Annotated in this window: 21 protein-coding genes and 1 pseudogene; 16 read left to right on the forward strand and 6 right to left on the reverse strand. The window is 47.6% G+C overall.

Going from position 1 to position 24,908, the window contains the following annotated elements; translation table 11 throughout:
• Positions 1 to 67 precede the first annotated feature (67 nt).
• Positions 68 to 1,054 carry an ABC transporter ATP-binding protein gene (locus L696_RS0110895; protein ID WP_049827344.1) on the forward strand — a complete coding sequence of 329 codons (987 nt, stop codon included), beginning with the start codon at positions 68 to 70 and terminating at the stop codon, positions 1,052 to 1,054.
• Between the two features lie 43 nt (positions 1,055 to 1,097).
• Positions 1,098 to 1,547, forward strand: a complete 450-nt coding sequence (locus L696_RS0110900) for a hypothetical protein (protein ID WP_025683653.1) — start codon at positions 1,098 to 1,100, stop codon at positions 1,545 to 1,547.
• A gap of 77 nt (positions 1,548 to 1,624) precedes the next feature.
• Here the strand turns inward: L696_RS0110900 and L696_RS0110905 are convergent, their stop codons facing one another.
• Entirely contained in the window at positions 1,625 to 2,236 is a 612-nt protein-coding gene (locus L696_RS0110905) for a hypothetical protein (RefSeq protein ID WP_025683654.1), read from the reverse strand.
• Complete coding sequence (locus L696_RS0110910; protein ID WP_245233348.1) at positions 2,229 to 3,032, reverse strand: hypothetical protein; 804 nt, start codon at positions 3,030 to 3,032, stop codon at positions 2,229 to 2,231. The genes L696_RS0110905 and L696_RS0110910 overlap by 8 nt, the downstream gene beginning before the upstream one ends.
• Positions 3,033 to 3,209: 177 nt before the next feature.
• Here L696_RS0110910 and L696_RS0110915 point away from each other — a divergent pair, with 177 nt between their 5' ends.
• The 5 genes from L696_RS0110915 to L696_RS0110935 all read left to right on the forward strand — a co-directional run bounded on the left by L696_RS0110915 (position 3,210) and on the right by L696_RS0110935 (position 10,069).
• A complete protein-coding gene (locus L696_RS0110915; protein ID WP_025683656.1) occupies positions 3,210 to 3,776 on the forward strand; it encodes a GNAT family N-acetyltransferase in 567 nt (188 codons plus the stop codon).
• 353 nt (positions 3,777 to 4,129) lie between these two features.
• Positions 4,130 to 6,802: a pyruvate, phosphate dikinase gene (gene ppdK / locus L696_RS0110920; protein WP_025683657.1), complete on the forward strand. Its 2,673-nt coding sequence runs from the start codon at positions 4,130 to 4,132 to the stop codon at positions 6,800 to 6,802.
• 236 nt (positions 6,803 to 7,038) lie between these two features.
• Complete coding sequence (locus L696_RS0110925) at positions 7,039 to 8,337, forward strand: ABC transporter substrate-binding protein (RefSeq protein WP_025683658.1); 1,299 nt, start codon at positions 7,039 to 7,041, stop codon at positions 8,335 to 8,337.
• Between the two features lie 39 nt (positions 8,338 to 8,376).
• Positions 8,377 to 9,249, forward strand: coding sequence for a carbohydrate ABC transporter permease (locus L696_RS0110930; protein ID WP_025683659.1), 873 nt, complete (start codon positions 8,377 to 8,379; stop codon positions 9,247 to 9,249).
• Positions 9,239 to 10,069: a carbohydrate ABC transporter permease gene (locus tag L696_RS0110935; protein ID WP_025683660.1), complete on the forward strand. Its 831-nt coding sequence runs from the start codon at positions 9,239 to 9,241 to the stop codon at positions 10,067 to 10,069. Before L696_RS0110930 ends, L696_RS0110935 begins: the two co-directional genes overlap by 11 nt.
• On the opposite strand, the gene L696_RS0110940 is transcribed toward L696_RS0110935, so the two are convergent.
• Positions 10,059 to 10,916: a helix-turn-helix transcriptional regulator gene (locus L696_RS0110940; protein WP_025683661.1), complete on the reverse strand. Its 858-nt coding sequence runs from the start codon at positions 10,914 to 10,916 to the stop codon at positions 10,059 to 10,061. The two genes, L696_RS0110935 and L696_RS0110940, sit on opposite strands and share 11 nt — an antisense overlap.
• Before the next feature lie 137 nt (positions 10,917 to 11,053).
• Between L696_RS0110940 and L696_RS0110945 the strand changes: the two genes are divergently transcribed.
• On the forward strand, positions 11,054 to 12,340 hold the full coding sequence (locus tag L696_RS0110945) for a Gfo/Idh/MocA family protein (protein WP_025683662.1): 1,287 nt from the start codon (positions 11,054 to 11,056) through the stop codon (positions 12,338 to 12,340).
• 623 nt (positions 12,341 to 12,963) lie between these two features.
• Here L696_RS0110945 and L696_RS0110955 read toward each other — a convergent pair.
• Together L696_RS0110955 and L696_RS0110965 are read right to left on the reverse strand one after the other, a co-directional pair.
• On the reverse strand, positions 12,964 to 13,599 hold the full coding sequence (locus L696_RS0110955; RefSeq protein ID WP_025683664.1) for a stalk domain-containing protein: 636 nt from the start codon (positions 13,597 to 13,599) through the stop codon (positions 12,964 to 12,966).
• 700 nt (positions 13,600 to 14,299) lie between these two features.
• Positions 14,300 to 15,136: a carbonic anhydrase gene (locus tag L696_RS0110965; RefSeq protein WP_025683666.1), complete on the reverse strand. Its 837-nt coding sequence runs from the start codon at positions 15,134 to 15,136 to the stop codon at positions 14,300 to 14,302.
• Positions 15,137 to 15,354: 218 nt separating this feature from the next.
• Between L696_RS0110965 and adhP the strand changes: the two genes are divergently transcribed.
• Positions 15,355 to 16,371: an alcohol dehydrogenase AdhP gene (gene adhP, locus L696_RS0110970; protein WP_025683667.1), complete on the forward strand. Its 1,017-nt coding sequence runs from the start codon at positions 15,355 to 15,357 to the stop codon at positions 16,369 to 16,371.
• Between the two features lie 78 nt (positions 16,372 to 16,449).
• Here adhP and L696_RS0110975 read toward each other — a convergent pair whose 3' ends face one another.
• Complete coding sequence (locus L696_RS0110975) at positions 16,450 to 16,815, reverse strand: winged helix-turn-helix transcriptional regulator (RefSeq protein ID WP_025683668.1); 366 nt, start codon at positions 16,813 to 16,815, stop codon at positions 16,450 to 16,452.
• 145 nt (positions 16,816 to 16,960) lie between these two features.
• Between L696_RS0110975 and L696_RS0110980 the strand changes: the two genes are divergently transcribed.
• From L696_RS0110980 to L696_RS28530, 7 genes and pseudogenes are all read left to right on the forward strand, one after another.
• Positions 16,961 to 18,166 carry an MFS transporter gene (locus L696_RS0110980; protein WP_025683669.1) on the forward strand — a complete coding sequence of 402 codons (1,206 nt, stop codon included), beginning with the start codon at positions 16,961 to 16,963 and terminating at the stop codon, positions 18,164 to 18,166.
• A gap of 24 nt (positions 18,167 to 18,190) precedes the next feature.
• Positions 18,191 to 19,033 carry an aldo/keto reductase gene (locus L696_RS0110985; protein WP_025683670.1) on the forward strand — a complete coding sequence of 281 codons (843 nt, stop codon included), beginning with the start codon at positions 18,191 to 18,193 and terminating at the stop codon, positions 19,031 to 19,033.
• A gap of 169 nt (positions 19,034 to 19,202) precedes the next feature.
• On the forward strand, positions 19,203 to 20,234 hold the full coding sequence (locus L696_RS0110990; protein ID WP_025683671.1) for a LacI family DNA-binding transcriptional regulator: 1,032 nt from the start codon (positions 19,203 to 19,205) through the stop codon (positions 20,232 to 20,234).
• 184 nt (positions 20,235 to 20,418) lie between these two features.
• The gene (locus L696_RS0110995; protein ID WP_025683672.1) at positions 20,419 to 21,894 is read left to right on the forward strand and encodes a glycoside hydrolase family 32 protein; all 1,476 of its coding nucleotides are present in this window, start codon (positions 20,419 to 20,421) and stop codon (positions 21,892 to 21,894) included.
• 69 nt (positions 21,895 to 21,963) lie between these two features.
• Positions 21,964 to 23,382, forward strand: a complete 1,419-nt coding sequence (locus L696_RS0111000; protein ID WP_025683673.1) for a sucrose-specific PTS transporter subunit IIBC — start codon at positions 21,964 to 21,966, stop codon at positions 23,380 to 23,382.
• 783 nt (positions 23,383 to 24,165) lie between these two features.
• On the forward strand, positions 24,166 to 24,522 hold the full coding sequence (locus L696_RS0111005; protein ID WP_025683674.1) for a hypothetical protein: 357 nt from the start codon (positions 24,166 to 24,168) through the stop codon (positions 24,520 to 24,522).
• A gap of 140 nt (positions 24,523 to 24,662) precedes the next feature.
• A pseudogene (locus tag L696_RS28530) lies at positions 24,663 to 24,908 on the forward strand (PTS transporter subunit EIIC); the annotation flags it as partial.

The raw sequence follows: 24,908 nt of genomic DNA on the forward strand, positions 1-24,908 counted from the left end.
GCGGCCTGCTGGCTGAACGAGCCGGACGCTGTGCCTGCCGGAGTTTACGAGACGCCCGAAGCGGGCTATGTGGAAGGGGGGAATAACGGTGAGTGAAGCAAACGATGTATTGGGTGAGCATCAGCCCTTGGTGGAGGTACACCAGCTTAAGAAGCATTTTGTGACCGCAAAGAATTTGTTAGGGCGTAGCTCTGAGGTGCTCAAGGCGGTTGATGGCGTGAGTTTCCAAATCAAGCGTGGTGAGACGTTTGGATTGGTTGGCGAGTCGGGCAGCGGTAAATCGACGGTTGGACGCTGCCTGACGCGGTTATACGATTATACGGAAGGCACGGTGCGCTTCGACGGTCAGGATATTTCCAAGCTGAACGATAAGCAGCTCAAGCCGCTGCGTCGGCGCATTCAGAGCATTTTTCAGGACCCGTATTCCTCGCTTAACCCCGGTATGAATGTGCTTGACCTGATTGGCGAGCCGATGGACATTCACAGATTGCATCAGGGCAGTGAGCGTAAGGATGCCGTCGTGGCTTTACTTGAAAAGGTCGGGCTGAAGCGGGAGCATCTGTACCGCTACTCGCATGAGTTCAGCGGCGGGCAGCGCCAGCGGATTTCTATCGCGCGTGCCTTATCTGTGAATCCGGAGTTCATTGTCTGTGACGAGCCGATTTCGGCACTGGATGTGTCCATTCAGGCGCAGGTGATTAATACGCTGGAGGATCTCCAGCAGGAATTCGGGCTGACGTATCTGTTCATCGCCCATGATTTGTCGATGGTGCGGCATATTTCAGACCGGATCGGTGTGATGTACCATGGACGATTGGTGGAGGTAGCCGATGCAGATGAGCTATATGAGCAGCCAGCCCATCCGTATACGCAGTCGTTGCTGTCCTCTATCCCGGTGCCTGATCCGAGAGCAGCCGGAGAGCGGGACGATTTAGGGGCGAGTTTTGCCCAACCAGACAGTTCTTTGGCATGGGACAAGGACGGTGAGAGTGTCACTGAGCTGCGTGAAATCAGTCCCGGCCATTATGTAGCGTATCCGGTTACGTTAGGTTAAGGTTGGTGTACGATGTACGTGATCAATAAGGAGGCGAGAAACAATGACTGAATCGACGAAAAGAGTACGTATTTCCCAATGGGACGCGCTCATGCTGGAATCTTTACGCAGATTAGGCTGGTCTGATGAGGAGCTAATCCATCGGGTACAGCACAATGAACTGCCAACAGACGGACAGTTCGACTATGCAGAGCTTGCCACCGGGCTGGCGTCCAAAGAACCGGAGATTTTTGCAAGTGCGGTGACGGACGGGTATCAGATCAAGTACAACACGATACGTGGCATTCGTTCATGGATTACTGCTGCGTTTGGGCGGGAGCCTGAGCTGTCACTGGAGGAAGGAAGCGAAGCCGTTACATCTGAGCTGACGAAAGCTGAGTATGATCGGCTGGAGCGGGTGCTGTCGTTAGGCTGGGTCATCCAGGAAGTACGTCCCGCGACTGGAGATGCTGCGGGATTGTACCGAATTGTGCCTGCTGTCCAGACGGTGTAAATCATGGGTTCTGTTCTGAGTAGGAACACTTTACCGGAATTGTAACGAGCTGACCAATGAGGCCAGCTCGTTTTTTATTACAATCTTTCTTCATCTTTTTTATACAGCATGACCAGACTATTGTGAATGACCCGTGTCATGCAGTAAAAGAAGGCCATTCTGATGGTTTGCATAATGGCTCCCAACAACATGGACATCGATTCCATATGGGAAAAATGTAAGATAAGAATCCGGTTAATAATCCCTTCACCAAACCAGACAAAATATAGCGGAACAATCATCTTTTGAATATAACGAGCTTTGCGCTCCAATTTGGGGTGGAGCGCAAAGTACTTATAAATATGGGTGAATGTATTGGAGAATCCCCACAAATTAATAAAAGGAATCATGCGAGCAATAGCTCCAACGGTACGAATCGGATAATTGGAATGCTTTTGCCGGATGGATTTATGTACTTGAACTAGCCAGATCAAATAGGTTACAAAACACATGTAGTACAGAACAAAGCTAAAAACTGTGAATTTTTGCTCCAGCTCGTATAGATGATCGTAATAAAAATCATTTACGTAAATATACACTAAAGTAAAAATAAAGATGAGAAATTCGCCTATAGTGCCCACCGCTAGCAGGGCTTGATGTACGCTGCCAGCTGTCTTTGATGGGAATGCTTTGGAATCTGAATCATTCAAGATGTACTTCCTCCCAGTCTAGTTGCTCCAAATACACGATAGCGTCCTCCAGTGTTTCTACGGGGATAATGCGCAGCTTGAGTCCATGCTCCTTTTGAACTCGGGCAGCTTCTGCTTCGTTGCCTTCCTCACCGTACCATTCATAATCTGCCGGTACGAAAAATAGATCAACCTTTGCGGCCTCGGCTCCCAGCAGCTTTTGCTCCAGCCCGCCGACTGATCCGACATCTCCGTATTCTTCCATCGTGCCAGAGCCTGCGATTTTGTGACGTCCGCCATCTGAAAAGTCGATGTTATTGGCTTCCTCATATAGTCCGATGCCTGTCATCAGACCCAAGGAATTTCCCGAAAGATCCTGCAAGTGAGTCAATAACTCCGCATAGCGAGCATCCTCCAATTTGCTAAGATTCGAGAAAGTCGCCGTAGCCCCAGATGTGTCGCTGTCTACGCTTAATTCCGTCGCTGCATGTACGGCTTGCATGGCAGAATATTTTAGCGTGTCCGTCTCTGTGAGGTCCTTCAAATAAGAGTCCACTTCATCAGGGGCAAGGGTTTCGAATTTAATCTCTCCCCCAGATACATTTTCATTGGAATATACATTCCAACGCTCTAGAAGATTGTTAGCAATACCCGTTTGAACAGACGCAAAAAACACACTTCCCTGAACGCCCAGCTCTTGGACCGGATGCATTTCTCCCTGCAAAATATACTGTGCGGGCATAGGCCGTGTCGCAACAAAGGCAGCGATAGCAGGGATTAACAATAGGGTGAAGATAAGTATACGTTCTTTGGTCATGCCGAATGACACCTCACTCACAACCTTTCCATCTTTTCTCATACGGTATTATCATCGGTTGGAATAGATAGAATGGTTACATTTTCCATCATAATGAACCATAAAAGTATAAAATCAAACTCTCTTTTTTATGATATAGTTTTCATACATACTGACATAAGAGAGTTGAGGTGCAGCATGACAACACTACAAATTGTCGATCCATTCGTGAATCCGGAATTACGCGCTTTTCAGGCAGGCGCTGAGGATCAGGAGCAGGTGCAGGAGTTAATTTTACAAACTGCCAGATGGCTGCACAGCAAGGGCTCCACTCAATGGGGCAAATTATTGAAAGGAATGGATGATCATAATCTGGAAGGCGCTATTTCGCGCGGAGAAGTGATCATTTTTCGAACATCAGAGGGGCACCCCTTGGCAGGCTCCATGATTTTGCAACAGCAGCCCAGTGCGTGGGACCGTAAGCTGTGGGGGCTAGATGATGCTGATTCCGACGGAGGAACCTCAGTATATTTACATCGCCTGGTTGTGGATCGGGATAGAACCGGGAAGGGACTAGGCCGTGAACTGGTACAATGGATTGAAAAGGGAACTCGTTTCACAGGCAAAGACCGAATCCGATTAGACTGTATTGCAGGGAATGACAAGCTAAGCCGGTTTTACCAACAATGCGGCTATACCTATATAGGTGAAACGGGTGGCTATAATATTTTTGAAAAGATGCTAACAGAGGTAAAGGAAAAATAAAGCCTAGACTGAGTAAAGGGGCTGTCCTAGAAGTCATTAAAGATGACGGTGGGACAGCCCCTTTTGTTTTAGTCTCTTAAGGATGGTTACAGCTTCACGGCAGAGTGCAACCGAAAAAAATGAGCTAAGTGTGAGTGAACGGGATAAGGTTATTCTATTCGAATATACGGCTAACCACGAATTAAAGTGTTTTATAAATAAGTTTATTCATTAATTAAAACGTCATAAATAAATGTTATAAATATATATTACGTCATATATGTTGAAATAACCTCCTGCTTTGTGTTACAACTTTAGATAGACATACTGACTAATTCAGGCATGCATCTCAACAAGCGGAGGGAATGAATTCAATGCTGAAAAGAGTGTATTCATTTAATGAAGGCAGGTTGGGGATGAAAGCGCTGTTAGGTGGAAAAGGCGCAAACCTCGCGGAAATGACGACACTGGGTCTCCCGATCCCTCCCGGCTTTACAGTGACCACTGAGGCGTGCCGGGCCTACTTTACTTCCGGTGGCAAGCTTCCGGAGGGCTTATTGGGGGAAATCGTAATCGCCCTGCACGACATTGAGGAAGCCCAGTCGGCTATATTCGGAGATACGGAGCGCCCCCTGCTGGTATCTGTTCGTTCAGGATCAGTCACCTCGATGCCCGGTATGATGGATACGATCCTGAACCTGGGTCTTAATGATGAAACCGTGCGCGGATTGGCCGTGCAGGCGGGAAATGAAACCTTCGCCTATGACTGTTACCGCAGATTTATTCAAATGTTTGGCGATGTAGTGCTGGGTATAGACTCCATTCATTTTGACCAGCTTCAGGAACAGAGCAAGCAAACCAACGGGCGTGCCAGTGACCAGGAGGTTAGCGCGAAAGAATGGAAGGAACTGATCGCACATTATAAAGATCTTGTCGCAGAGCAGAGCGGACAGCCGTTTCCACAGGATGTGTATCAGCAATTGCAACTGGCGGTAGAGGCTGTATTCCGTAGCTGGAATAATATGCGTGCCAAAGTTTACCGCAAAGCTTACGGTATTCCAGATGAACAAGGAACAGCAGTGAACATTCAGGCCATGGTGTTTGGCAATCTCGGCAACGACAGTGGAACCGGGGTGCTCTTCACCCGCAATCCCTCCACAGGTGTAAAGGAGCTGTACGGTGAGTATATGGTAAATGCTCAGGGAGAGGACGTCGTGGCTGGAATAAGAACGCCTAACCCTATTCCTCAGCTTTTGGAAGAGCAGCCGCTAGTCTATGATCGTCTGGAAGAGCTGGCTTCCTTGCTGGAGCGTCATTACCGGGATATGCAGGATATCGAATTTACGATTGAAAAAGGAAATTTGTATCTGCTTCAGACGCGCAGCGGCAAAAGAACGGCGCAAGCGGCTGTAAAAATAGCTGTAGATTTGGTGGAGGAAGGGATTATCTGCCAAGAGGAGGCGATCCAGCGAATCGAACCGTCCCACATGGATCAACTGCTGCATCGCTCCATTGATACTTCCACACCGCTGGTGGCGATTGCCCAAGGTCTGCCAGCCTCGCCCGGCGCAGCGAGTGGGCGCATTGTATTCGACGCCGATACGGCGGAGAACTGGACGAAGGATGGGCAGAAAGTCATCCTGGTCAGTGTGGAGACCTCACCTGACGATGTTCACGGGATCATTGCCGCCGAAGGCGTGCTGACAAGTCGAGGTGGGATGACCAGCCATGCTGCTGTGGTTGCGAGAGGCATGGGTAAACCCTGCATTTGCGGCTGCGACGCGCTGAGCATTGATCTGGAGAGTCGAAGCGTCAGCATCGGTACCCTGACCTTTCAGGAAGGGGAGGATATTTCGCTCGATTCGACCTCCGGACAGGTGTACCAAGGCAGTCTGTCGCTGAGCGAGCCGGTCATTACACCAGAGTTACTGAAGCTGCTGGAGATTGCGGACGGAATTCGGACGTTGAAGGTCTACACCAATGCGGATACGCCACTCGACGCAGTCAAAGCTCGGGAATTTGGAGCCGAAGGCATCGGGCTTTGTCGTACAGAGCATATGTTTTTCTCGGGCAATCGCCTGCCTATCGTTCAGGCGATGATTTTGGCTGATGATCAGGAGGAGCGGGTTCTTCATTTGAAGCGTCTGCTCCAAATGCAACAGTTTGACTTTGAGGCTATGTTCAGTGCGATGGACGGTTTGCCGATGACGATTCGCCTGCTGGACCCGCCGTTACATGAGTTCCTGCCGAATCTGGAACAGCTTCAGGAGCAGCAGCGGGAGCTTGAGCTTTTGGGGGGCCATGTAGAGGAGCTTCAACGTCTTAAAAGTACCATCTCCAAGGTGCACGACCTGCGAGAAATTAACCCTATGCTGGGTTTGCGCGGTGTTCGGCTGGGCATTCTGTTTCCAGAGATCTACGACATGCAGATTGAAGCAATTTTTAAGGCTGCGGAAGCGGCACTGCGCAGGGGCGTGGATGTGAGACCGGGGATTATGATTCCGCTGGTTGGTCACTCTAATGAACTCAAGCAAATGAGGGAACTGATTGATGAGGTAGCCGTTCAGGTGCTTAGCGAGGAATTCAAGTGGTTCAAGTATCGGGTGGGCACCATGATTGAGGTTCCAAGAGCCGCTCTGCTTGCAGACAGCGTGGCACAGTACGCCGACTTTTTCTCCTTTGGAACCAATGATCTGACACAAATGACCTTTGGTTACAGTCGGGATGATGCCGAAGGTAAATTCCTCGGCTCCTATATGGAGAAGAATATTCTGGAAACGAACCCTTTTCAGGTGTTGGATCAGGATGGCGTAGGCAAATTGATCGAATGGGCTGTTATCAAGGGTAAGGCAAAAAAGCCTTTTCTGGAGACAGGTATCTGTGGTGAGCATGGCGGGGATAGAGAGTCTATTCTCTTTTGTCACCGCAGCGGACTGGACTATGTCAGTTGCTCACCGTACCGGGTGCCGTTTGCCCGCATTGCCGCCGCCCAAGCTTCTTTGTTTGTCAGAGCGGAGCAACCTGAGGGAGCGTTGTCCGTTTTGTAGCTGAGTAGTCTCTACATTTCAATAACACATTTAAGGCAGCCTTGATCCAAAGGCTGCCTTGTTCGTTTTGCACCACGTTTTACATACATATATCTCGTTGAGAAGAAAAAAATTATATAAAATTGAAAATGGTGATATCGTGTTCCCTCCTCCTACATATGATGATAGGGAAAGTTTTGTAAGCGCTTTAATAAAAAATGACATACAACCATGCGGAGCTACAGGAGGCGGTTAAGATGGACAATTACATGAGCTGGATAAAAATTGGTTTTTTTCTCAGCGTTCTGTTTTTACTTGCAGCGGCATGCAGTACCTCTCCCAAAATAGATAACACGGAAGGGAAAAAAGTTCGGCTGACCATGCATGTCTGGGGGAATCCTGCGGAGGTGAAGGTGTATCAGCGGGCGCTGGATGCATTTGAAAAGGAAAACCCAAATATCGAGGTTAAGCTGGTGCCTGTACCAGGAGATCAGTATGAGCAAAAGCTGCTGACACAGCTTCAGGGAAGCCGCGGACCGGACGTGTTTTATTCGTATGAGCCCACGATTGCACGTTTGATTGGAGCGAAGCAGGTGCAGCCGTTGGGTGAATTTTTAAAAAGTGATGCCAGTGATGTGAAGGCCGAAGATTTTCCGGAGGGATTGTGGGGCCCAGCCCAGCGTGATGGGGAAATTTACGGGGTCACTCCTGACTCGAATCCCATGGTGATGTACTACAACAAGAAGGTCTTTAAGGATGCCGGTGTGAAGACACCACAGGAATACTACGACGAAGGCAAGTGGAACTGGGATGCCTTTGAGGAGGTTACATCAAAGCTGAAGGCTGCCGGAAAGCAGGGCTATATTGCGGAAAACTGGTGGGCTCACTGGTATTCATGGGTGTGGTCGAATGGCGGTCGGATCTTTGATGAACAAGGCAAGTATGTGCTGAACCACAATGAAAAGGGCAAGGAAGCCTTCGGTTTTATGTACGATATGGTGAAAAAGGGAGATGCGGTATATCTCGGCTCGCTTCCCAAAGGGCAAGGGGCTGACGCGATGTTCATGTCCAATCAAGTCGGTATGCTGGCGGCGGGAAGATGGCTGGAGCCCTTGTTTAGCCAAAATAAAAGCCTCGATTTTGACTATATTTACTGGCCTTCCAACACGGGCAAAAATGAACCTGTCGCCATACCGGTTGCCTACGTAGCTGTGAACAAAAATAGTCCGCATGTGCAAGAGGCCATGAAGCTGGCAGCATTCTACGTCTCTGTGAAGGGGCAGGAGGCGCGGCTGGTTGAAGGTGGGAACGCCATGGGTACGCTTGCCGCCGCAGATGAGAGCATTATGAAAAAGGCAACGATTGAGCATTCAAGCTATTTGACCGAAGGACGTGACATAGGGCATGCTCATGGATCTGCATTGGCCTATGATGCTCAGGTACCGGGATTAAACTCGGATATCACAGAGACGATTGACCTAATGTTCCTGGGCAAACAGGATACAGCGGCAACGATTGAGAAGCTGAATCAGATCATATCCAAGGCGGTCAAGTAAGCACCGGATGGGATTGCGTCCGGGGAGGAAGGTGACAAGATGCAGAAAAAGCATCAAGCGCTGTGGGGCTATCTGTTCATTGGCCCCCAGTTTCTTGGTTTGTTATGTTTTTCGCTGTTGCCGTTGCTATATGCATTTTATCTGAGCTTTGTGAATTGGGACGGCTTTGGCGTGCCTTTGTTTGTCGGCTTGGACAATTTCAGGGGCCAGCTATCTGATCCTGATTTTTGGAAGGCACTTTTCAATACGATGTACTATATGGTACTGGTGATTCCGGCAGGTATTATTCTGGCTTTGCTTGTAGCGATTGTTCTCAATAAAGTGAAGGGCAAGGAAATATACCGTTTGTTCTTTTTCATGCCTGTTGTGACCAGCTCAGTATCGGTCGGGGTCATCTGGATGTGGATACTGAACGGCGAATTTGGCATTTTAAATCATCTGCTGCGAGCGATTGGGATTACAGGCCCGATGTGGCTTACGGATACGCAGTGGGTAATTCCGTCGATTGCGCTTTTGAGCATATGGCTGGGGCTGGGATATAATATGGTCATTTTTCTGGCAGGACTTCAGGGTATCTCCAAAAGTTACTACGAGGCAGCCGAAATTGACGGGGCCAGCAAGTTCCAGCAGCTAAGATATATTACACTGCCGCTATTGTCACCCACGACCTTTTTTGTCACAATCATGATGGTTATTAGCTCTTTTCAGGTGTTCGATCAGGCATTCGTCATGACGAATGGGGGACCAGCCAAAGCAAGCTATACGCTTGTGTACCACATTTACGATCAGGCGTTCATTGACTTCACAATGGGAGAAAGTGCTGCGGCAGCAATGATTTTGTTCGTGATCATCCTCGTATTTACACTGCTGCAATTTAAAATGCAAAAGAGGTGGGTGCACTATGGAGATTAGGCAAAAAAGCAGGGATTTCCTGCACCATGTGCTGCTCGCTGTCGGCTCTCTGATGATGTTTTTTCCATTCCTGTGGACGATTCTCAGTTCTCTGAAGGATATTTCGCAAATTTTTGTCGTCCCGCCCCAATGGATTCCCGATCCGTTTGTATGGAGCAACTATCCAGCTTCGCTGGAGGCCATGCCCTTCGTACAGGCGTATATGAACAGCTTTTACATTACGGTCATTATTGTGACGGCGACGCTGATTAGCGCATCCATGGCGGCATATGCTTTTGCTAAAATCCGTTTTCCGGGGTCGAATATCCTGTTCATCCTGTTCCTTGCTACGATGATGGTGCCCAAGCAGGTGACGATGATCCCACTGTATTTGGTGATGGACTGCATCGGGTGGCTGGATACGCATTGGTCGCTGATCGTGCCCGGAGCGTTGTTTAACGCGTTCGCGGTGTTCCTGCTACGCCAGTTCGTGATGGGGATTCCGCGCGATCTGGAGGAAGCGGCAGTCATGGACGGGGCGGGCTACATTCGTATTTACTGGAGTGTCATTCTGCCACTCATTCGTCCGGCATTGGCGGCGATAGGGATTTTCACCTTTTTGGGCGCGTGGAACAGCTTTCTCGATCCGCTGATTTACCTCAATACACCGGAGAAATTCACGGTTCCGCTGCTGCTTAACAATTTCAAAGGGCTGTATACCTCAGATTGGTCGCTAATGATGGCGGGTACCACGATTTCCGTCGTTCCGGTGCTGATCGTCTATATGATTGCTCAAAAGCAAATTATCGAAGGTATTACCTTGACGGGCATCAAGGGGTAGGGGCGTTTCCCTGCTCCTTTTTCTGTTCTTTCCGATACTGTAACGGGGTATGTCCGGTCAATTGCTTGAACACACGACCAAAGTGAGCGATGCTGTCAAAGCCCGTTTTTTCAGCGATGGCGGTCACTTTCCAGCTCGTTTCGCCCAAATACGCCCGAGCCTGTTGGACTCGAACATCCTGAAGGTATTCAACCAAGGTGAAGCCTGTTGTCTGCTTGAAAATACGGCATAAATACGTGCTGCTAATATAAAAATGTCCTGCCAACTGATCCAGGGTTAGCCTTTCCGCATAGTGGGCATGCAGGTATTCGATGACCGCATATACTCGCTGCTGCTTCTCGCTGCGTTCCGGCGCAATGGTGTCGGGGGTGGCCGATTGTATGCGTCCGATTCGGATAAGCAGTTGGAGCAGCAAGCTTTGGAGGTACATATGGCGGTAGGTATGGTCTTGGTGGTACTCATCCAGCATTTGCTGGAGCAGATGCTCCAGCTCACGCTGTTCCTCCGCCGAAGGGCGAAGCAGAAAGCTTTTCTCCGGCAAGAGAGTCTGACTCTGACCGCCGTAAGGAACGGTGTTTAGTAATGTGGCGACAAATTGCTCATCAAAGTTGATCAAAATCCGTTCATGACTGCCGTTGCCCTTGTTACTCGTACGGTGGAAATCGTGTTTGCTGATCCAAATCAGGTCACCCTTCTGTAGCGCGTATACCCGCTGATTGATGTAATAGTAGCGCTCTCCTGCCAGCAAATAATAGATTTCATGTGCTTGGTGAACATGGTCGGCGGACATACTGAACGGCTCCGTCCGTAGCGCTTGCTCAATGGCAAAGCGAGGTGTGGTGATCATATCAACTGTCCCCTTCATGAGAGAATTCAAGTGGATAATATATGTATATTTTAAGGGTGAATTCACAATAACTGCAAAGAATTTGCTCTTTCTTATACTATAAAATAAAAGTAATTCATGCAAAGGGTGTGAGCCAATTGGCTAAAATCAAATATGCACTTGTGGGTACCGGAGGAAGAGCCGAATTTTTTTACGGTGAAGTTGTTACCGTTTTCAAGGATACTTCGGAGCTGATCGCGTTCTGTGACGTCAATCAGACGAGAATGGACTATGCCAATCGGCTGTTGCAGGAGAAATATGAGCACGAGCCGATTCCAACCTATAAAGCTCATGAATTTGAACGGATGATCGCGGAAACGAAGCCGGATATCGTGATCGTCACGACCATCGACCGTGTGCATCATCAGTATATTATCCGGGCGATGGAATTGGGCTGTGATGTTATTTCCGAGAAGCCGATGACGGTGGATGAGGACAAATGTCAAGACATTTTGAATGCCATAGATCGCACAGGACGGAAGCTGCGTGTCACCTTTAACTATCGTTATGCGCCCCATAATACGAAAATACGCGAGGTGATCCTGGACGGGACGCTCGGTGAGGTGCTGTCCGTCAACTTTGAATGGCTACTGAATACGCAGCATGGCGCGGATTATTTCCGTCGCTGGCACCGGGATAAGCGCAATAGCGGCGGTCTGCTGGTGCATAAATCGACGCATCATTTCGATCTGATGAACTTTTGGCTCGGCTCGAAGCCGGAGACGGTGTATGCGATGGGCGATCTGAAATTTTATGGCCGGGAAAATGCGGAACAGCGCGGCGTGACTGAATTCTACCAGCGTGCGTACGGCAGCAAGGCAGCGGAAAATGACCCATTTGCGCTGCATCTTGACCGTAACGAGCACCTGAAAAGCATGTATTTGGATGCCGAGCATGAGGATGGCTATGTGCGGGATCAAAGCGTATTTGGCGACAATATTAGCATTGAGGACACGCTTAGTGTCATGGTGAAGTACAAGAACAAGACAGTCATGAACTACTCGCTGAATGCTTACATGCCTTGGGAGGGATTTATCATCGTGTTCAACGGCACCAAGGGACGGATGGAGGTACGGGTATCCGAGCAATCCTACGTTAATTCCGGGGGCAGTAAGGCAGACGAGGGGGCGTTAAAAGAAAAAACCATCACGATCTATCCCCACTTTGCAGCACCTTATGAGGTGGAGGTAGAGGAAGGTGTAGGTGGTCATGGCGGTGGTGATCCGGTCATGCTGCGGGATATTTTTGATAAGCCGGCGGATGATCGGTTTCATCGCGCAGCCTCACATATAGATGGAGCTTGGTCCATTTTAACGGGCATTGCCGCCAATCGCTCCATCCGTACGGGCCAGCCAGTGAAGGTGGAGGAACTGGTGCGCTTGTAATGAGCAGCAAATTTCATAACAAGAAGACCCCTCTAACTAGATTGAACAGAGGGGTCTTCTTGTTTGTATTCAAATATAGAATGCACCTTGTATCTAACGGTATTTTCGTTTTTCCACCTTGAAACCGATGATGTCCAAAGTTGGGGACGAGGGGCATACGTCTCCATTTGGTCCGCTGAAGGTGCCAGGCTTGTTCTTCCCGGCTAAATTCGATATGTGTTAGTTTCCATGGTTCTTCCAGTTGTAAAGCCAGTTGAAACATGTCCATAATCCAATGTTCATCACGGTTTAAAGGGGTCCACATCGCTCATCCGATCCTATTAACGTATTACCAAGCAGTATGGACTCTTTTTCTATGATTTAGACTTGCAGCCACGAGGTATAGCGACGAAGTGATTTCTTTTATATGCAGCTTCCTCCTTAACAGGAGGAACAGGAATGAGAGTCACACCTACGTTCCCCTTCATGTCGAGTATATTGCTTACATAAAAATGAACCTTTGAAATAGCTTAAATCATGGAATGAGTCGCACAGTTTACAGGAAATCCCATTACTATACTTCCCTATATCCAAAAAGTTGGTACACTCCACACAGAGTCTAAGAGCTATACAAAACTAGATTATTACTTCCCAAAACTTGTTCCTGGGAACAAGGTGTAGCGATCCAAATATTGAGTTGACTTCGGAACGACCATTACAGATTTAATTTTATTGGTTCCCTCAAACGTGAATTTCCATTTTTCAACTTTGACTTTGTAATCATCTTCTGCGGTGACTCGTTGTACAATGCGTACAGTTAAGCTGCTTTCAGTTCGATCAACAGGCTGCATTTCTACAATGGAACCCATATTATACGTTCCGGCAGGGAAGCTTTCCTGGTAAAGATCGGTCTTGAAATTCGGTGCATTTAAGGCAATTACATCTTCCTTTCGTCGCTCATCATAGGCCATAATCCATTCAAACGCTAGATTGCGGTTATTGACATACGATACACTGCTGACTTCACGCTCGAAATTGGGATCAGAATTGACATAAACTGATTTGCTTTTGTTGTCCCACTGAATATCTGCTCCCAGGCCATCCGATATCGCACGAAGTGGTACATAGACTGATCCGTTGATTATTTTTGGTGCAGCGCCAGACTCGACGTTGTGCCCATGTACAAAGACTTTCGGAGCTAGAGTTGCAGCGTAAGCGCCTGCACTAAATACGGAAGTAAGAAAGATACCAGCCAGCCCGACTTTGATAGCACGTTTCATGTTTTATTCGCCTCCAAATTGTATGTGATAAGATAGACGGAATTTAACCAAATAGGTTTCAATTTAAAGGCGGCTTTTGTATTTGGTTTATTATATAGAAACCATAGAAAGTGGAACTTGGTGATTCGGCAAAAAATGTTAATCGATATGAACGAAAGGGACTTAGGGAAAGAGTTTGAGTTAATGATGACTTTGACCTGGCAAAACCGAATAACGGGCATTCGCCCTGCCTATGTGAGGGCGAACACGAGAGAGAAATACATTACCTACAGGACGCCATGGCGAAAAGGAACTATTTTCAAAACTCTCATTGCGTACTTGAGTAACTCTAAATTTAGTTTGACGTTTAGTTCGGTATCTAAGAATTGGAGGGACAACTTTTTTAATCCGGCGGCTAACTCTTTTAACAGACATTTTGCCAACTCCGTTACTATAAAAAGTTAGTATAAGGTATGTGGCTCTCATTTAGAGGGTGTTAGTTATCGGCACATAATTGTGGGGAGACTGTTTCTACTATATTTCCGTGTATCCCGTTTATATTATAGCGAGTGGGACAAGGTAACCGGTGGGAAAGACACAGCGAAGCTACCCGAAAGGGGTGTTGCCGTGTCTCTTGATCTGATCGTTAAGATTCTTGACGCTGTGATGAAGATGGTCAGTATTACTACTGGTCTGAAGACTTTGGTCCAGGCATATTTTATTATTTGTCGGCAGTCAGTTCCCGGGTTCCCAGCTGTTGTACAGGACGATGGTTATCGGGGAAAATGGCAGCAAACCGCTTGATTTGGTCTGCGGACATTTCAATAGGCTGCTCCAGCACTGTCCAATTTACATGTTCTGTGCATGGCGGGGTAGTCAGCGATCCGTTGTAGCGAACGGAGTGCAGGTCTTTTGGCAGCAGCGCAGCGAGATTTATTTCTTCATCCAGAGCCGCTTCTTGGGTAATATCCTTCGGCAGTTTGGACCAAATGCGGTTGAAAGCCTTGTTTTCTTGGCCACTTTGAATAAGGACCCCTAAGACAGCTGTGCTTCCGTTGTCGCTTTGATGGACAAAATGAAGCTCCATTTCAGCATTTTTACCATCGATTTGATGTTCGCTCGGGTGATGAAAATGAAACTGCTTTAAAGTGAATTTAGTACCGTCCAGCATGATGTTATTGCTGGCATCGGCAACATTGATTTGCACAGTATGCCCATTATTCAAAATGGATGCTTTCGTATTGGTGTAATGAACTTGCAGCGGTTGCTGCGTTTGCGATGCTTCCAGATGGGTATGCTCTATATTGACAGGAGATTGTTCGTGGCCGTTACCACAGGCAACAAAATCTTTTTCCAGCTCTCCCCAATGTTCCGGTCCCTGATCTCCTTCATAGGACCAGTGCGGTCCTTTCTGAACAACTGCATGAGCGTTGTTAGCTGATGAGGATGAAGTGCTGGTGGTGCTAGAAATGGCGGGCTGTGAATTGCATCCTGTTACCGACACAACCAAGATAATGGCAAATATGCTGAATAGGCAACCTTTCCAGTTTTTTTTCATGTTTCTTTATCCTTCTTCCAAAATAGATTATGTGAAACTTTTTACATTGTAAATTATTGTACAAAGTTTCTACAAGGGTCCAAGGACTTAGAAAGAAGCGTTTTTCGATTAATTAGTTTTAAGTTGGATTTATGCTTGTCCTTTTTGGGAAAAAATTACTATAATAATGGAGTGTCCACTACAAAATAATTCCATATCTATTTAAAGGAGAGATCTACATGAAAGCAGCAATTGTTACAAAAGACAAGAGAGTCAGTGTAGAAGAGAAACCTTTACGCTCCCTGAAGCATGGAGAAGCGTTAGTCCAAGTCGAATACTGCGGAGTTTGCCACACAGATTTACATGTAAAAAATGCAGATTTCGGTGATGTCACAGGCAGAGTTCTGGGGCATGAAGGTATTGGAAAAGTCATTGAATTAGGTGAAGGAGTAACCAGTCTTAAGATTGGTGATCGCGTAAGTATTGCCTGGATGTTCGAAAGCTGCGGTCACTGCGAATATTGCCTAACCGGGCGGGAAACGCTGTGCCGTGAAGTTAAAAATGCCGGATATACGGTAGACGGTGCAATGGCAGAGCAATGTATTGTCACAGCTGACTACGCGGTCAAAGTACCAGATAGTCTTGACCCTGCCGCTGCAAGTAGTGTAACTTGCGCAGGGGTTACAACATATAAAGCGGTTAAAGTAAGTGAAATCAAACCAGGACAATGGATCGGTATCTTTGGCATTGGTGGCTTGGGTAACCTGGCTGTGCAATACGCCAAAAATGTATTCAATGCTAAAGTTGTAGCCTTTGACATTAGTGATGAAAAACTAGAACTGGCCAAACAAATTGGTGCTGACTATATTGTTAACAGCATGAAAGAAGATCCGGTCGCCCGAGCCAAGGAGTTAACAAACGGTGCTGGTCTGGATGCAACCGTGGTTACTGCTGTTGCCAAAACACCGTTCAACCAGGCCATCGACGTTGTAAAGGCTGGCGCGCGTGTTGTAGCTGTAGGTCTTCCAACCGATAAGATGGATCTGGACATTCCACGTCTGGTTCTGGACGGCATTCAAGTTATCGGCTCCTTGGTCGGCACTCGTGAAGACCTTAAAGAAGCGTTCCAGTTCGCTGCAGAAGGTAAAGTCGTCCCTCTTGTACATAAACGTCCGCTCGAAGACATTAATGAAATCTTCGAGGAGATGGAGCATGGCAAGATCCAAGGACGCATGGTCATTGATTTCACGAAATAAAATGGTATCCAATTCGTAACCCTTGGAATTCGGAGAGAGAAAGCGCCTGCTGATGTATTGCAGGCGCTCTTTTTGGCTTTACAGCTTATTCAGAATGTTATCCTCCAGTACAGCGGATTTATCCCCGTACTCTTTAATAATATGCTTTTCTCCCCAGGCGCACAGAGAATCCAAAATGCCCGTCAGACTGCAACCATATTCACTAAGCTCATACTCCACTTTGGGAGGCACCTGATTGTAGCTAATTCGATTGACGATGCCGTCTTCTTCTAATTCCCGAAGCTGCTGCGTCAGCATTTTTTGTGTAATCGAAGGCATGATGCGTTTCAATTCGCTTGTCCGCATTTTTCCATGTTTCAAATGACACAGGATCACACACTTCCACTTCCCACCGATAACCTCTAAAGTCGCCTCAACCGAGATGTTGTATTTTTTCTGACCCAATGTCGATCCCTCCGTATGGTTCACTTTTTGTTTAGGGTACTTTTTGGTACCTATATCACTAAAAAGTACGTACTGTTCATAATTGCTTGAATAACTCATAATAACATCTGCTGGTCGAAGATTTCTATAGATAGGAGTGAAAGACATGTCGTCAGACTCAAAACGAAGTATTTGGCCATTACTGGCTTTAGCCGTAAGCGCCTTTGCCATTGGAACAACTGAGTTCATCAGTGTGGGACTACTTCCCTTGATCGCTGAGGACCTGCACATATCCGTAACCATGTCCGCCTTAACCGTCACGTTGTACGCATTAGGGGTAACCATCGGGGCTCCCGTTTTGACCTCGTTAACATCCAGTGTTCCCCGTAAAACGCTGCTGCTGTGGATCATGATTGTATTTATTGCAGGCAACAGCCTCGCTGCGTTCTCCAGTGGAATTGTCATGCTGTTGATTGCACGTGTGGTCTCGGCGTTCTCCCATGGGGTGTTCATGTCCATCGGCTCCACCATCGCAGCCGATCTTGTACCCAATGACCGCCGAGCCAGTGCCATTTCCATTATGTTCTCCGGGCTGACCGTAGCCACGGTCACGGGTGTACCCTTGGGAACCTTTATCGGGCAGCAATGGGGCTGGCGAGCGGCATTCATGGCAATTGTGATCGTCGGTGTGGTGGCACTCATCGCGAATCTGATTTTGCTGCCATCCAATCTGCGCAAAGGGAACAGAACCCCCTTCCGCGAGCAGGTCAAACTGGTTACCAATGGTCGCTTGCTGCTCGCCTTTATCATTACAGCATTGGGGTATGGAGGCACGTTTGTCGTGTTTACTTATTTATCTCCATTACTTCACGACATAACCGGATTTAAGCAAAGTACGGTAACGTTCATTCTTTTGCTGTATGGAATCGCGATTGCCATAGGGAATGTCATTGGTGGAAAAGCTGCGAACCGCAAGCCGCTTTCAGCTTTATTTTACATGTTCCTGATTCAAGCTGTCGTCCTGCTCGTCCTGCTGTTCACCGCTCCTTTTAAAACCGCCGGACTGATTACGATTTTCTTCATGGGATTGCTTGCGTTCATGAACGTGCCCGGCCTACAGGTATATGTGGTGATGTTGGCTGAACGTTTTGCCCCCAAAGCCGTAGATGTCGCTTCTGCCGTCAATATCGCTGCTTTCAACGCGGGAATTGCGATTGGAGCTTATGTAGGTGGAATGGTGACGGATGCTCTGGGTCTCATTCATACGACCTGGATCGGGGCGATTATGGTTTTCGCTGCGGTTCTACTCACAGGCTGGAGTCGCACGCTAGAAAAAAGGGATACAATCACCGCAATAGGTTCACAATCTTAATAAATGCAGAGAGGAAGATAAACAATGACTCAAAACTTACAAAGCACAACAACATTGCACAATGGAGTTCACATGCCTTGGTTCGGAATCGGGGTATTTAAAGTGGAGGAAGGCTCAGAGCTGGTCGATGCCATCAAAACGGCTGTGAAGCATGGTTATCGCAGTATAGATACTGCCGCAGCTTATGCTAACGAAAACAGTGTAGGACAAGCCATCCGCGAGGCTCTTCAGGAAAATAACCTGTCCAGAGAAGACCTTTTCGTAACGTCCAAAGTGTGGAATGCCGATCTGGGGTATGAAGAGACACGGGCAGCCTATGAAGTAAGTCTGGACAAGCTGGGTCTGGACTATCTGGATCTGTATCTGATTCATTGGCCGGTTCAAGGGAAGTATAAAGAAGCCTGGAGAGCTTTGGAGTCCTTATATAAAGAAGGGCGGATCAAGGCTATCGGAGTCAGCAACTTCCAGATTCATCATTTGGAAGACGTTATGAAGGATGCAGAGATCGCACCAATGGTGAATCAGGTGGAGTTTCATCCACAATTAACACAAGCCGAGCTGCTGCAATTCTGTCAAAAGAACAATATTCAAATGGAAGCCTGGTCCCCGTTAATGCAAGGCCAACTGCTCGATCATGCGGTACTGCAAGACATAGCGACCAAGTATGGCAAATCGGTGGCGCAAGTGATTTTACGCTGGGATGTGCAACAGGGAGTTGTCACGATTCCCAAGTCTACCAAGGCGCATCGGATTGTCGAAAATGCCGACATTTTTGATTTTGAATTGACGCAAGAGGATATGGACAGAATTCAGGCGTTAAATGCGAATCATCGGGTAGGTCCCGATCCGGATAACTTTGATTTTTAAACTCTATTTGCAAGATACGCCGTTCCTTTCTTCATTGAAGGGAGCGGCGTTTTTTTGTCCATGATGGGTCTGGAGCCACAGCATTCCAACCCCGCCATATGTTATTATAGGGGGATGAAAAAAAGACGTTTTGGAAGCTTGCGAAAATGAAGACAATCCGGGGGAACACATGAATAAGACGATTGCAGATATAGCCCAAATGGCTGGCGTATCCAAGAGCACGGTATCCCGTTTTTTGAACGGCGGGGCTGTCAGTGTGGATACTAGACGTAAAATTGAAAAGGTGGTCAAGGCCACGGGTTATGTCCCTAATACCTTTGCCCAGAGCCTGAAAGCGAAGCGGACTAACATTATCGGAACCGTTGTGCCACGTCTGGATTCCTTCGCGACATCCCATACGCTGATGGGTATAGATCAAGAGCTGCGGGCCCAGCATTATCAGATGCTGATCTCGAATACAAGCCAGGATGTGAAGCGTGAAATCGAAGCCATTTACGAGCTGGGTCGGCAAAAGATTTCCGGTATTATTTTACTGGCTGCTGAAATTACCGATGAGCATCTGACCGCGATCCGCGACATTGCGATTCCGGTTTTGCTGGTAGGGCAGCAGCACACGCAGCTTCACAGCCTTATCCATGACGACTACCGGGCGGGATATGATATCGGCGCATATGTTCTGTCACAGGGCCACCGTGAGATTGCCTACGTCGGTGTTACGGAAAGGGATGTCGCTGTCGGCGTGCGGCGCAAGGAGGGCTTTAAGCAGGCTGTTCGGGATGCATTGACCGATCAAGCTCATATGGACGATGTGAAGCAACTGGAGCAGTCGGCTGGGTACGATATCAGATACTATGAAACCGGATTTAAAATGTCTGATGCACGGGTGGCTGCGTCTGCGATTTTAGATGGATTCAAGCCATCCTTAATGGTGTGTGCTACGGATAATATTGCGCTTGGCGTGATCAACGCGGCGTATTCCAGAGGGATTACCATTCCATCGGAATTGTCGGTGACTGGCTTCGGGGGATACGATATTACAGAGGTGATTCATCCTGCGCTGACAACCGTGCAATATCCGTACATGGAAGCAGGACGCGTAGCGGCGCAAAATATTGTAAGGCTGGTAGAACACAAACCGGTAGAGAAAGTGACTGTTATGAATTATTCTCTGATAGAGAGAGAAAGCGTTGACAAACGCTGAACAGGTGGATTATAATTTCTTCGAAACCGGTTCCACGGCACTCGGGCACAAAGTGGAATCGGTTGCAAATCTATGGATAAGTGTATTTTTTTAATCGTATAGGAACCGGTTCCTATATATTATTTTTCGTCAAATTGGAACCGGTTCCTGAAACGAAAGTTTTAATACAGAATGAGGTACACCTATGAAAATGACAAAAGAACAAAAGTATCGACTGATTGAGCAGGCAGAGCCTGGTGAAATAGCCAGCTTGGAGAAAAAGGTGGAGCAATGTCACTGGCGGCAGGAGTTTCATATTCAGCCATCGACAGGCTTGCTCAATGATCCCAATGGCTTTTCGTATTATCAGGGTGAATACCATTTGTTCTATCAGTGGTTCCCGTTTGGAACCGATCATGGAATGAAATACTGGTATCATTTGAAGTCCAGAGATTTGGTCACATGGGACGACGCAGGCATCGGTATCGCACCGGGTGATTACTTTGATTCACATGGTGCTTATTCAGGTAGCGCGATGGAGCATGAGGGCAAGCTGTATATGCTATATACGGGAAATACACGTGACGGGGACTGGATCAGACATCCTTATCAATGTATGGCCGTTATGGATGAGAGCGGTCTCATTACAAAATGGGAGCATCCCGTTATTCCGAACGTGCCGGAAGGATATACGGATCATTTTCGTGATCCCAAGCTGTGGAAGGACGGGGACAGCTTTTATTGTGTGATCGGTGCCCAGAGAGCGAATGCAACAGGCTGCGCCATCCTTTATCGGTCAACCGACCTCCATACGTGGCAGTTTGAGGGGGAACTGCGGACAGGGCTGGAGACGTTTGGCTACATGTGGGAATGCCCGGATTATTTTGAACTGGACGGCTCGGGTGTATTGGTATTTTCTCCTCAGGGACTGGAGCCTTCCGGGGATGAGTACCACAACATTTATCAGTCGGGCTATGTGATCGGCAAACCGCTGGATACCCAAACCAGAATATTGGAGCACGGCGTATTCCGCGAGCTGGACCGTGGCTTTGACTTTTATGCACCGCAGACGATGATCGACCCGCAGGGGCGGCGTATTATGGTGGCGTGGATGGGATTACCGGATATCGACTATCCGACAGATCCGAACGGATGGGCGCATTGCCTGACGCTGCCGAGGGAGCTTATGCTTCATGAGGGTAAACTCATACAAACGCCGATACCTGAGCTGACTACGCTGCGTAGAAAGCGTGAGGAGCGGGTAGCCGACACATTAACGTCGGAGAGCAAAACCTATACGGGCTTCAAGGGTACGGCTTATGAGCTGATTTGTGAGTATGATCTTTTGAGCGCCAAGGCTTGCGGTATTGAATTCCGCGCAAGTGCGACCGAGAAAACGGTAATCCGATATGATGCCGTCAGCCGCAAGCTTGTGCTGGACCGTTCGCAATCGGGTGAGTCTGTCGCTGATTCGTATGGTGAGATAAGACAGTGCGCCATGAATGGGGACCGTATCAAGCTTCATCTGTTCGTGGATACGTCTTCGGTTGAAATTTTTGTCAATGATGGGGAAGAGGTGTTCACCAGTCGTATTTTTCCGCACCCAGAGAGTGACGAAATACGCTTTTTTGCCGACAAGGGAGAGACTCTCTTCCAAGCGGTAAAATGGGATTTTACATGAATATTCAACATCATCAAGTGGATCGTTAATCATCAATAACATAACGGAATGAACGAGAGGATGAACATCATGGCGGAGAACCGGGAAATAGCCAAAGAAGTGATCGAGGCAATCGGTGGGCAGGATAATATTGCGTCCTTTGCTCACTGCGCGACACGCCTGCGGATTATGGTGCATGACAAGGAGAAGATTGATCAGAAAAAGGTCGAAGAAATCGACAAGGTCAAAGGAGCATTTTTCAACTCGGGTCAGTATCAGGTTATTTTTGGTACAGGTACGGTCAATCGGATTTTTGAAGAGGTCGAGAAGCTCGGAGTGACCGGTACATCTAAAGAAGAAGTGAAGAGTCAGGCGAAAAAGGAAGGCAACGTCTTCCAACGCTCCATTCGTACCTTTGGCGACGTATTTGTACCGATCATTCCGGTGCTGGTTGCTACGGGGCTGTTCATGGGCTTGCGGGGCTTGCTTACCCAGCCGCAAATTCTGGCCCTGTTCGGCATGACGCCGCAGGATATTTCACCGAATTTCCTATTGTTTACCCAAGTATTGACGGATACGGCTTTTGCTTTTCTACCTGCGCTGGTTGCGTGGTCAGCCTTTAGAGTATTCGGCGGCAGTCCGGTGCTCGGTATCGTTCTCGGTCTGATGCTGGTGAACCCGGCCTTGCCCAACGCCTATGGTGTTGCGGACGGCTCAGCTCATCCCTTGACGATGTTCGGCTTCATCCCTGTGGTGGGTTATCAGGGCTCGGTATTGCCAGCCTTCTTCGTGGGTTTGATCGGAGCCAAGCTGGAACGGGGGCTGCGCAAACGGGTACCCGAAGCGCTGGATCTGATTCTTACGCCATTTTTAACACTGTTGATCATGATTATACTGGGGCTGTTTGCCATCGGTCCGGTTTTCCATTCTCTTGAAGTGTGGGTACTGCAAGGAACGACGTTTGTACTGGATTTGCCTTTCGGTATTGCAGGGATTGTTATCGGTTTTCTGCATCAAATTGTCGTCGTTACGGGTGTGCATCATATATTTAATTTTCTGGAAATTCAACTACTCGAAAAGAATGGCGTAAACGCCTTCAACGCGATCATTACTTGCGCTATGGCTGCCCAAGGTGCGGCTTGTCTGGCGGTTGGACTAAAAACGAAGAACGGCAAGCTGAAAGCGTTAGCGCTTCCTTCCTCGTTGTCCGCTTTTCTGGGGATTACAGAGCCGGCTATTTTCGGGGTTAACCTGAGATACATGAAGCCTTTTGTCATGGGGCTGATCGGTGGGGCGGTTGGCGGGTTTATCGCTTCGATCTTCCATTTGGCGGCTACAGGTATGGCCATTACTGTCATTCCTGGCACGTTGCTCTACATGAATCATCAGCTTCCGCTTTATATTTTGGCGAATGTGGCTGCTATGGCTGTAGCTTTTGTCCTGACCTGGATGTTTGGTTATAACGATAAAATGCTGGAGGAAGTCAAAACAGCAGGTTCTTCAAATTAACACCGCCCAGGTGGCACGAATAAGTACGCATACGTGTATTAATGAACTGTAACGGTCGCCCTACTTTGGAGCGCTCTTGGCCCTTGTTGTAAAAGGGCTGCTAGAGAAAGCATCCAAGTGGGGCGGCCGTTTTTCTTTAAACTTTAGCATTTCGTATCCGGTTACGCATCATGACTTTGGCCGCCAGTCAGTTCGGAACGCAACGGGTTGCCAGAGTATTTACAATGGCATGGACTTGGGTCGTAGAATAGTTTCCTTCCTTTAATGCGGTATTCCTTGACAAACTGTAGCGATTTTTATCAAATTCCGAAAAACAAAATTTTATGTCAATGAGTTAAAAATTTTAAAAAATATATATGATGGTTATTTTGTGTGTTATTGTATATAAGTTGTTAAAATTTAGTATTTGGAGGCGATTATCTGTGAAAAACTTCTTGTAACAATGCTAGTTATTATGTTAGTGGCCCATTGGGCTGAATCCTGCAAGCTCTTATGCAGATTCATCTTCATCGGCTAAAGCCCCTTCTAACCAGTCCCTATTCCCACCCTACTCCTCAATTGTTAATTCGGATACGCTCTTGAGCGGTTTGACGCTTGAAGAGTATAATGAAGCTATAGCCAATGCAGTTCCACTGGAGTAAGTAATTGTAAAAAGCGATAAAACTCAATCCATTGAAAAAATTTCCCCTATGGCTGTGCCATCTTGGTCATTTAGCCACCTAAGTCGTAACGATGTTATTAAATCTTTTTAAATGGATTACTTTTGGAAGGGAGGAAGTGAGTGTGAACAAGCGACTCAGACCAGCTGTTATTATCTTAAGTCTAATTGTCGTTGTCGGAGGGGCGGTGGCTGTTATCAAAAGTCAGACCTTTGCGAACAGCAGTAAGCCTCAAACCCAAACTACCAATGATCCTGACTGGCTCACACCTGAGAAAAAGAAGGAGATAAACGAGAAAGTGTTATCTTCACAAGCAGAAATTATACACTCAAAATATGGAGATTTTTTCCCTGTTGAAGTTCCGAATAAGTATCCAAGCGATCAAGTCGCAAATTGGGACAATAAAGAGGAGATAACAGCACAGACAAAGCAAATTATCTATAATAATTTTGTTTACGAAAAAAAAGAGAAAAAAAACTAATTTTTTCCGGAACGCTTGTAAAAATGAGCGTTCTTTTTTGTGCGCCATGCATGGGCGCGTAACTAGGCGGTGAAAGTCCGCTATGGGGGCTGACAGTTGCCAACCATTAGCCAAGAGCAAGGGTGTCCGCCGTGAGGCGGAATCCGAAGGAAGCTGGCATTACTTGCGCTATGGCTGCCCAAGGTGCGGCTTGTCTGGCAGTTGGGCTGAAAACGAAGAACAACAAGCTGAAAGCGTTAGCGCTTCCTTCCTCGTTGTCCGCTTTTCTGGGATACGGAGCCAGCTATTTTCGGGGTCAACTTGAGATATATGAAGCCTTTTGTCATGGGGCTGATCGGTGGGGCAGTCGCCGGGTTTATCGCTTCGATCTTCCATTTGGCGGCTAC

The sequence above is a fragment of the Paenibacillus maysiensis genome, from assembly GCF_000520815.1.
GTDB lineage: Bacteria > Bacillota > Bacilli > Paenibacillales > Paenibacillaceae > Paenibacillus > Paenibacillus maysiensis.

Excerpts from the sequence above, each read along its gene's own strand:
- L696_RS0110900 (WP_025683653.1), top strand. The coding sequence starts at position 1,098 with ATGACTGAATCGACGAAAAGAGTACGTATTTCCCAATGGGACGCGCTC.
- L696_RS0110995 (WP_025683672.1), top strand. The coding sequence starts at position 20,419 with ATGAAAATGACAAAAGAACAAAAGTATCGACTGATTGAGCAGGCAGAG.
- L696_RS0110955 (WP_025683664.1), bottom strand. The coding sequence starts at position 13,599 with ATGAAACGTGCTATCAAAGTCGGGCTGGCTGGTATCTTTCTTACTTCC.
- L696_RS0110930 (WP_025683659.1), top strand. The coding sequence starts at position 8,377 with ATGCAGAAAAAGCATCAAGCGCTGTGGGGCTATCTGTTCATTGGCCCC.
- L696_RS0110940 (WP_025683661.1), bottom strand. The coding sequence starts at position 10,916 with ATGATCACCACACCTCGCTTTGCCATTGAGCAAGCGCTACGGACGGAG.
- L696_RS0110980 (WP_025683669.1), top strand. The coding sequence starts at position 16,961 with ATGTCGTCAGACTCAAAACGAAGTATTTGGCCATTACTGGCTTTAGCC.
- adhP (WP_025683667.1), top strand. The coding sequence starts at position 15,355 with ATGAAAGCAGCAATTGTTACAAAAGACAAGAGAGTCAGTGTAGAAGAG.
- L696_RS0110935 (WP_025683660.1), top strand. The coding sequence starts at position 9,239 with ATGGAGATTAGGCAAAAAAGCAGGGATTTCCTGCACCATGTGCTGCTC.
- L696_RS0110895 (WP_049827344.1), top strand. The coding sequence starts at position 68 with ATGTGGAAGGGGGGAATAACGGTGAGTGAAGCAAACGATGTATTGGGT.
- L696_RS0110990 (WP_025683671.1), top strand. The coding sequence starts at position 19,203 with ATGAATAAGACGATTGCAGATATAGCCCAAATGGCTGGCGTATCCAAG.
- L696_RS0110915 (WP_025683656.1), top strand. The coding sequence starts at position 3,210 with ATGACAACACTACAAATTGTCGATCCATTCGTGAATCCGGAATTACGC.
- L696_RS0111000 (WP_025683673.1), top strand. The coding sequence starts at position 21,964 with ATGGCGGAGAACCGGGAAATAGCCAAAGAAGTGATCGAGGCAATCGGT.
- L696_RS0110925 (WP_025683658.1), top strand. The coding sequence starts at position 7,039 with ATGGACAATTACATGAGCTGGATAAAAATTGGTTTTTTTCTCAGCGTT.
- L696_RS0110910 (WP_245233348.1), bottom strand. The coding sequence starts at position 3,032 with ATGACCAAAGAACGTATACTTATCTTCACCCTATTGTTAATCCCTGCT.
- ppdK (WP_025683657.1), top strand. The coding sequence starts at position 4,130 with ATGCTGAAAAGAGTGTATTCATTTAATGAAGGCAGGTTGGGGATGAAA.
- L696_RS0110965 (WP_025683666.1), bottom strand. The coding sequence starts at position 15,136 with ATGAAAAAAAACTGGAAAGGTTGCCTATTCAGCATATTTGCCATTATC.
- L696_RS0110985 (WP_025683670.1), top strand. The coding sequence starts at position 18,191 with ATGACTCAAAACTTACAAAGCACAACAACATTGCACAATGGAGTTCAC.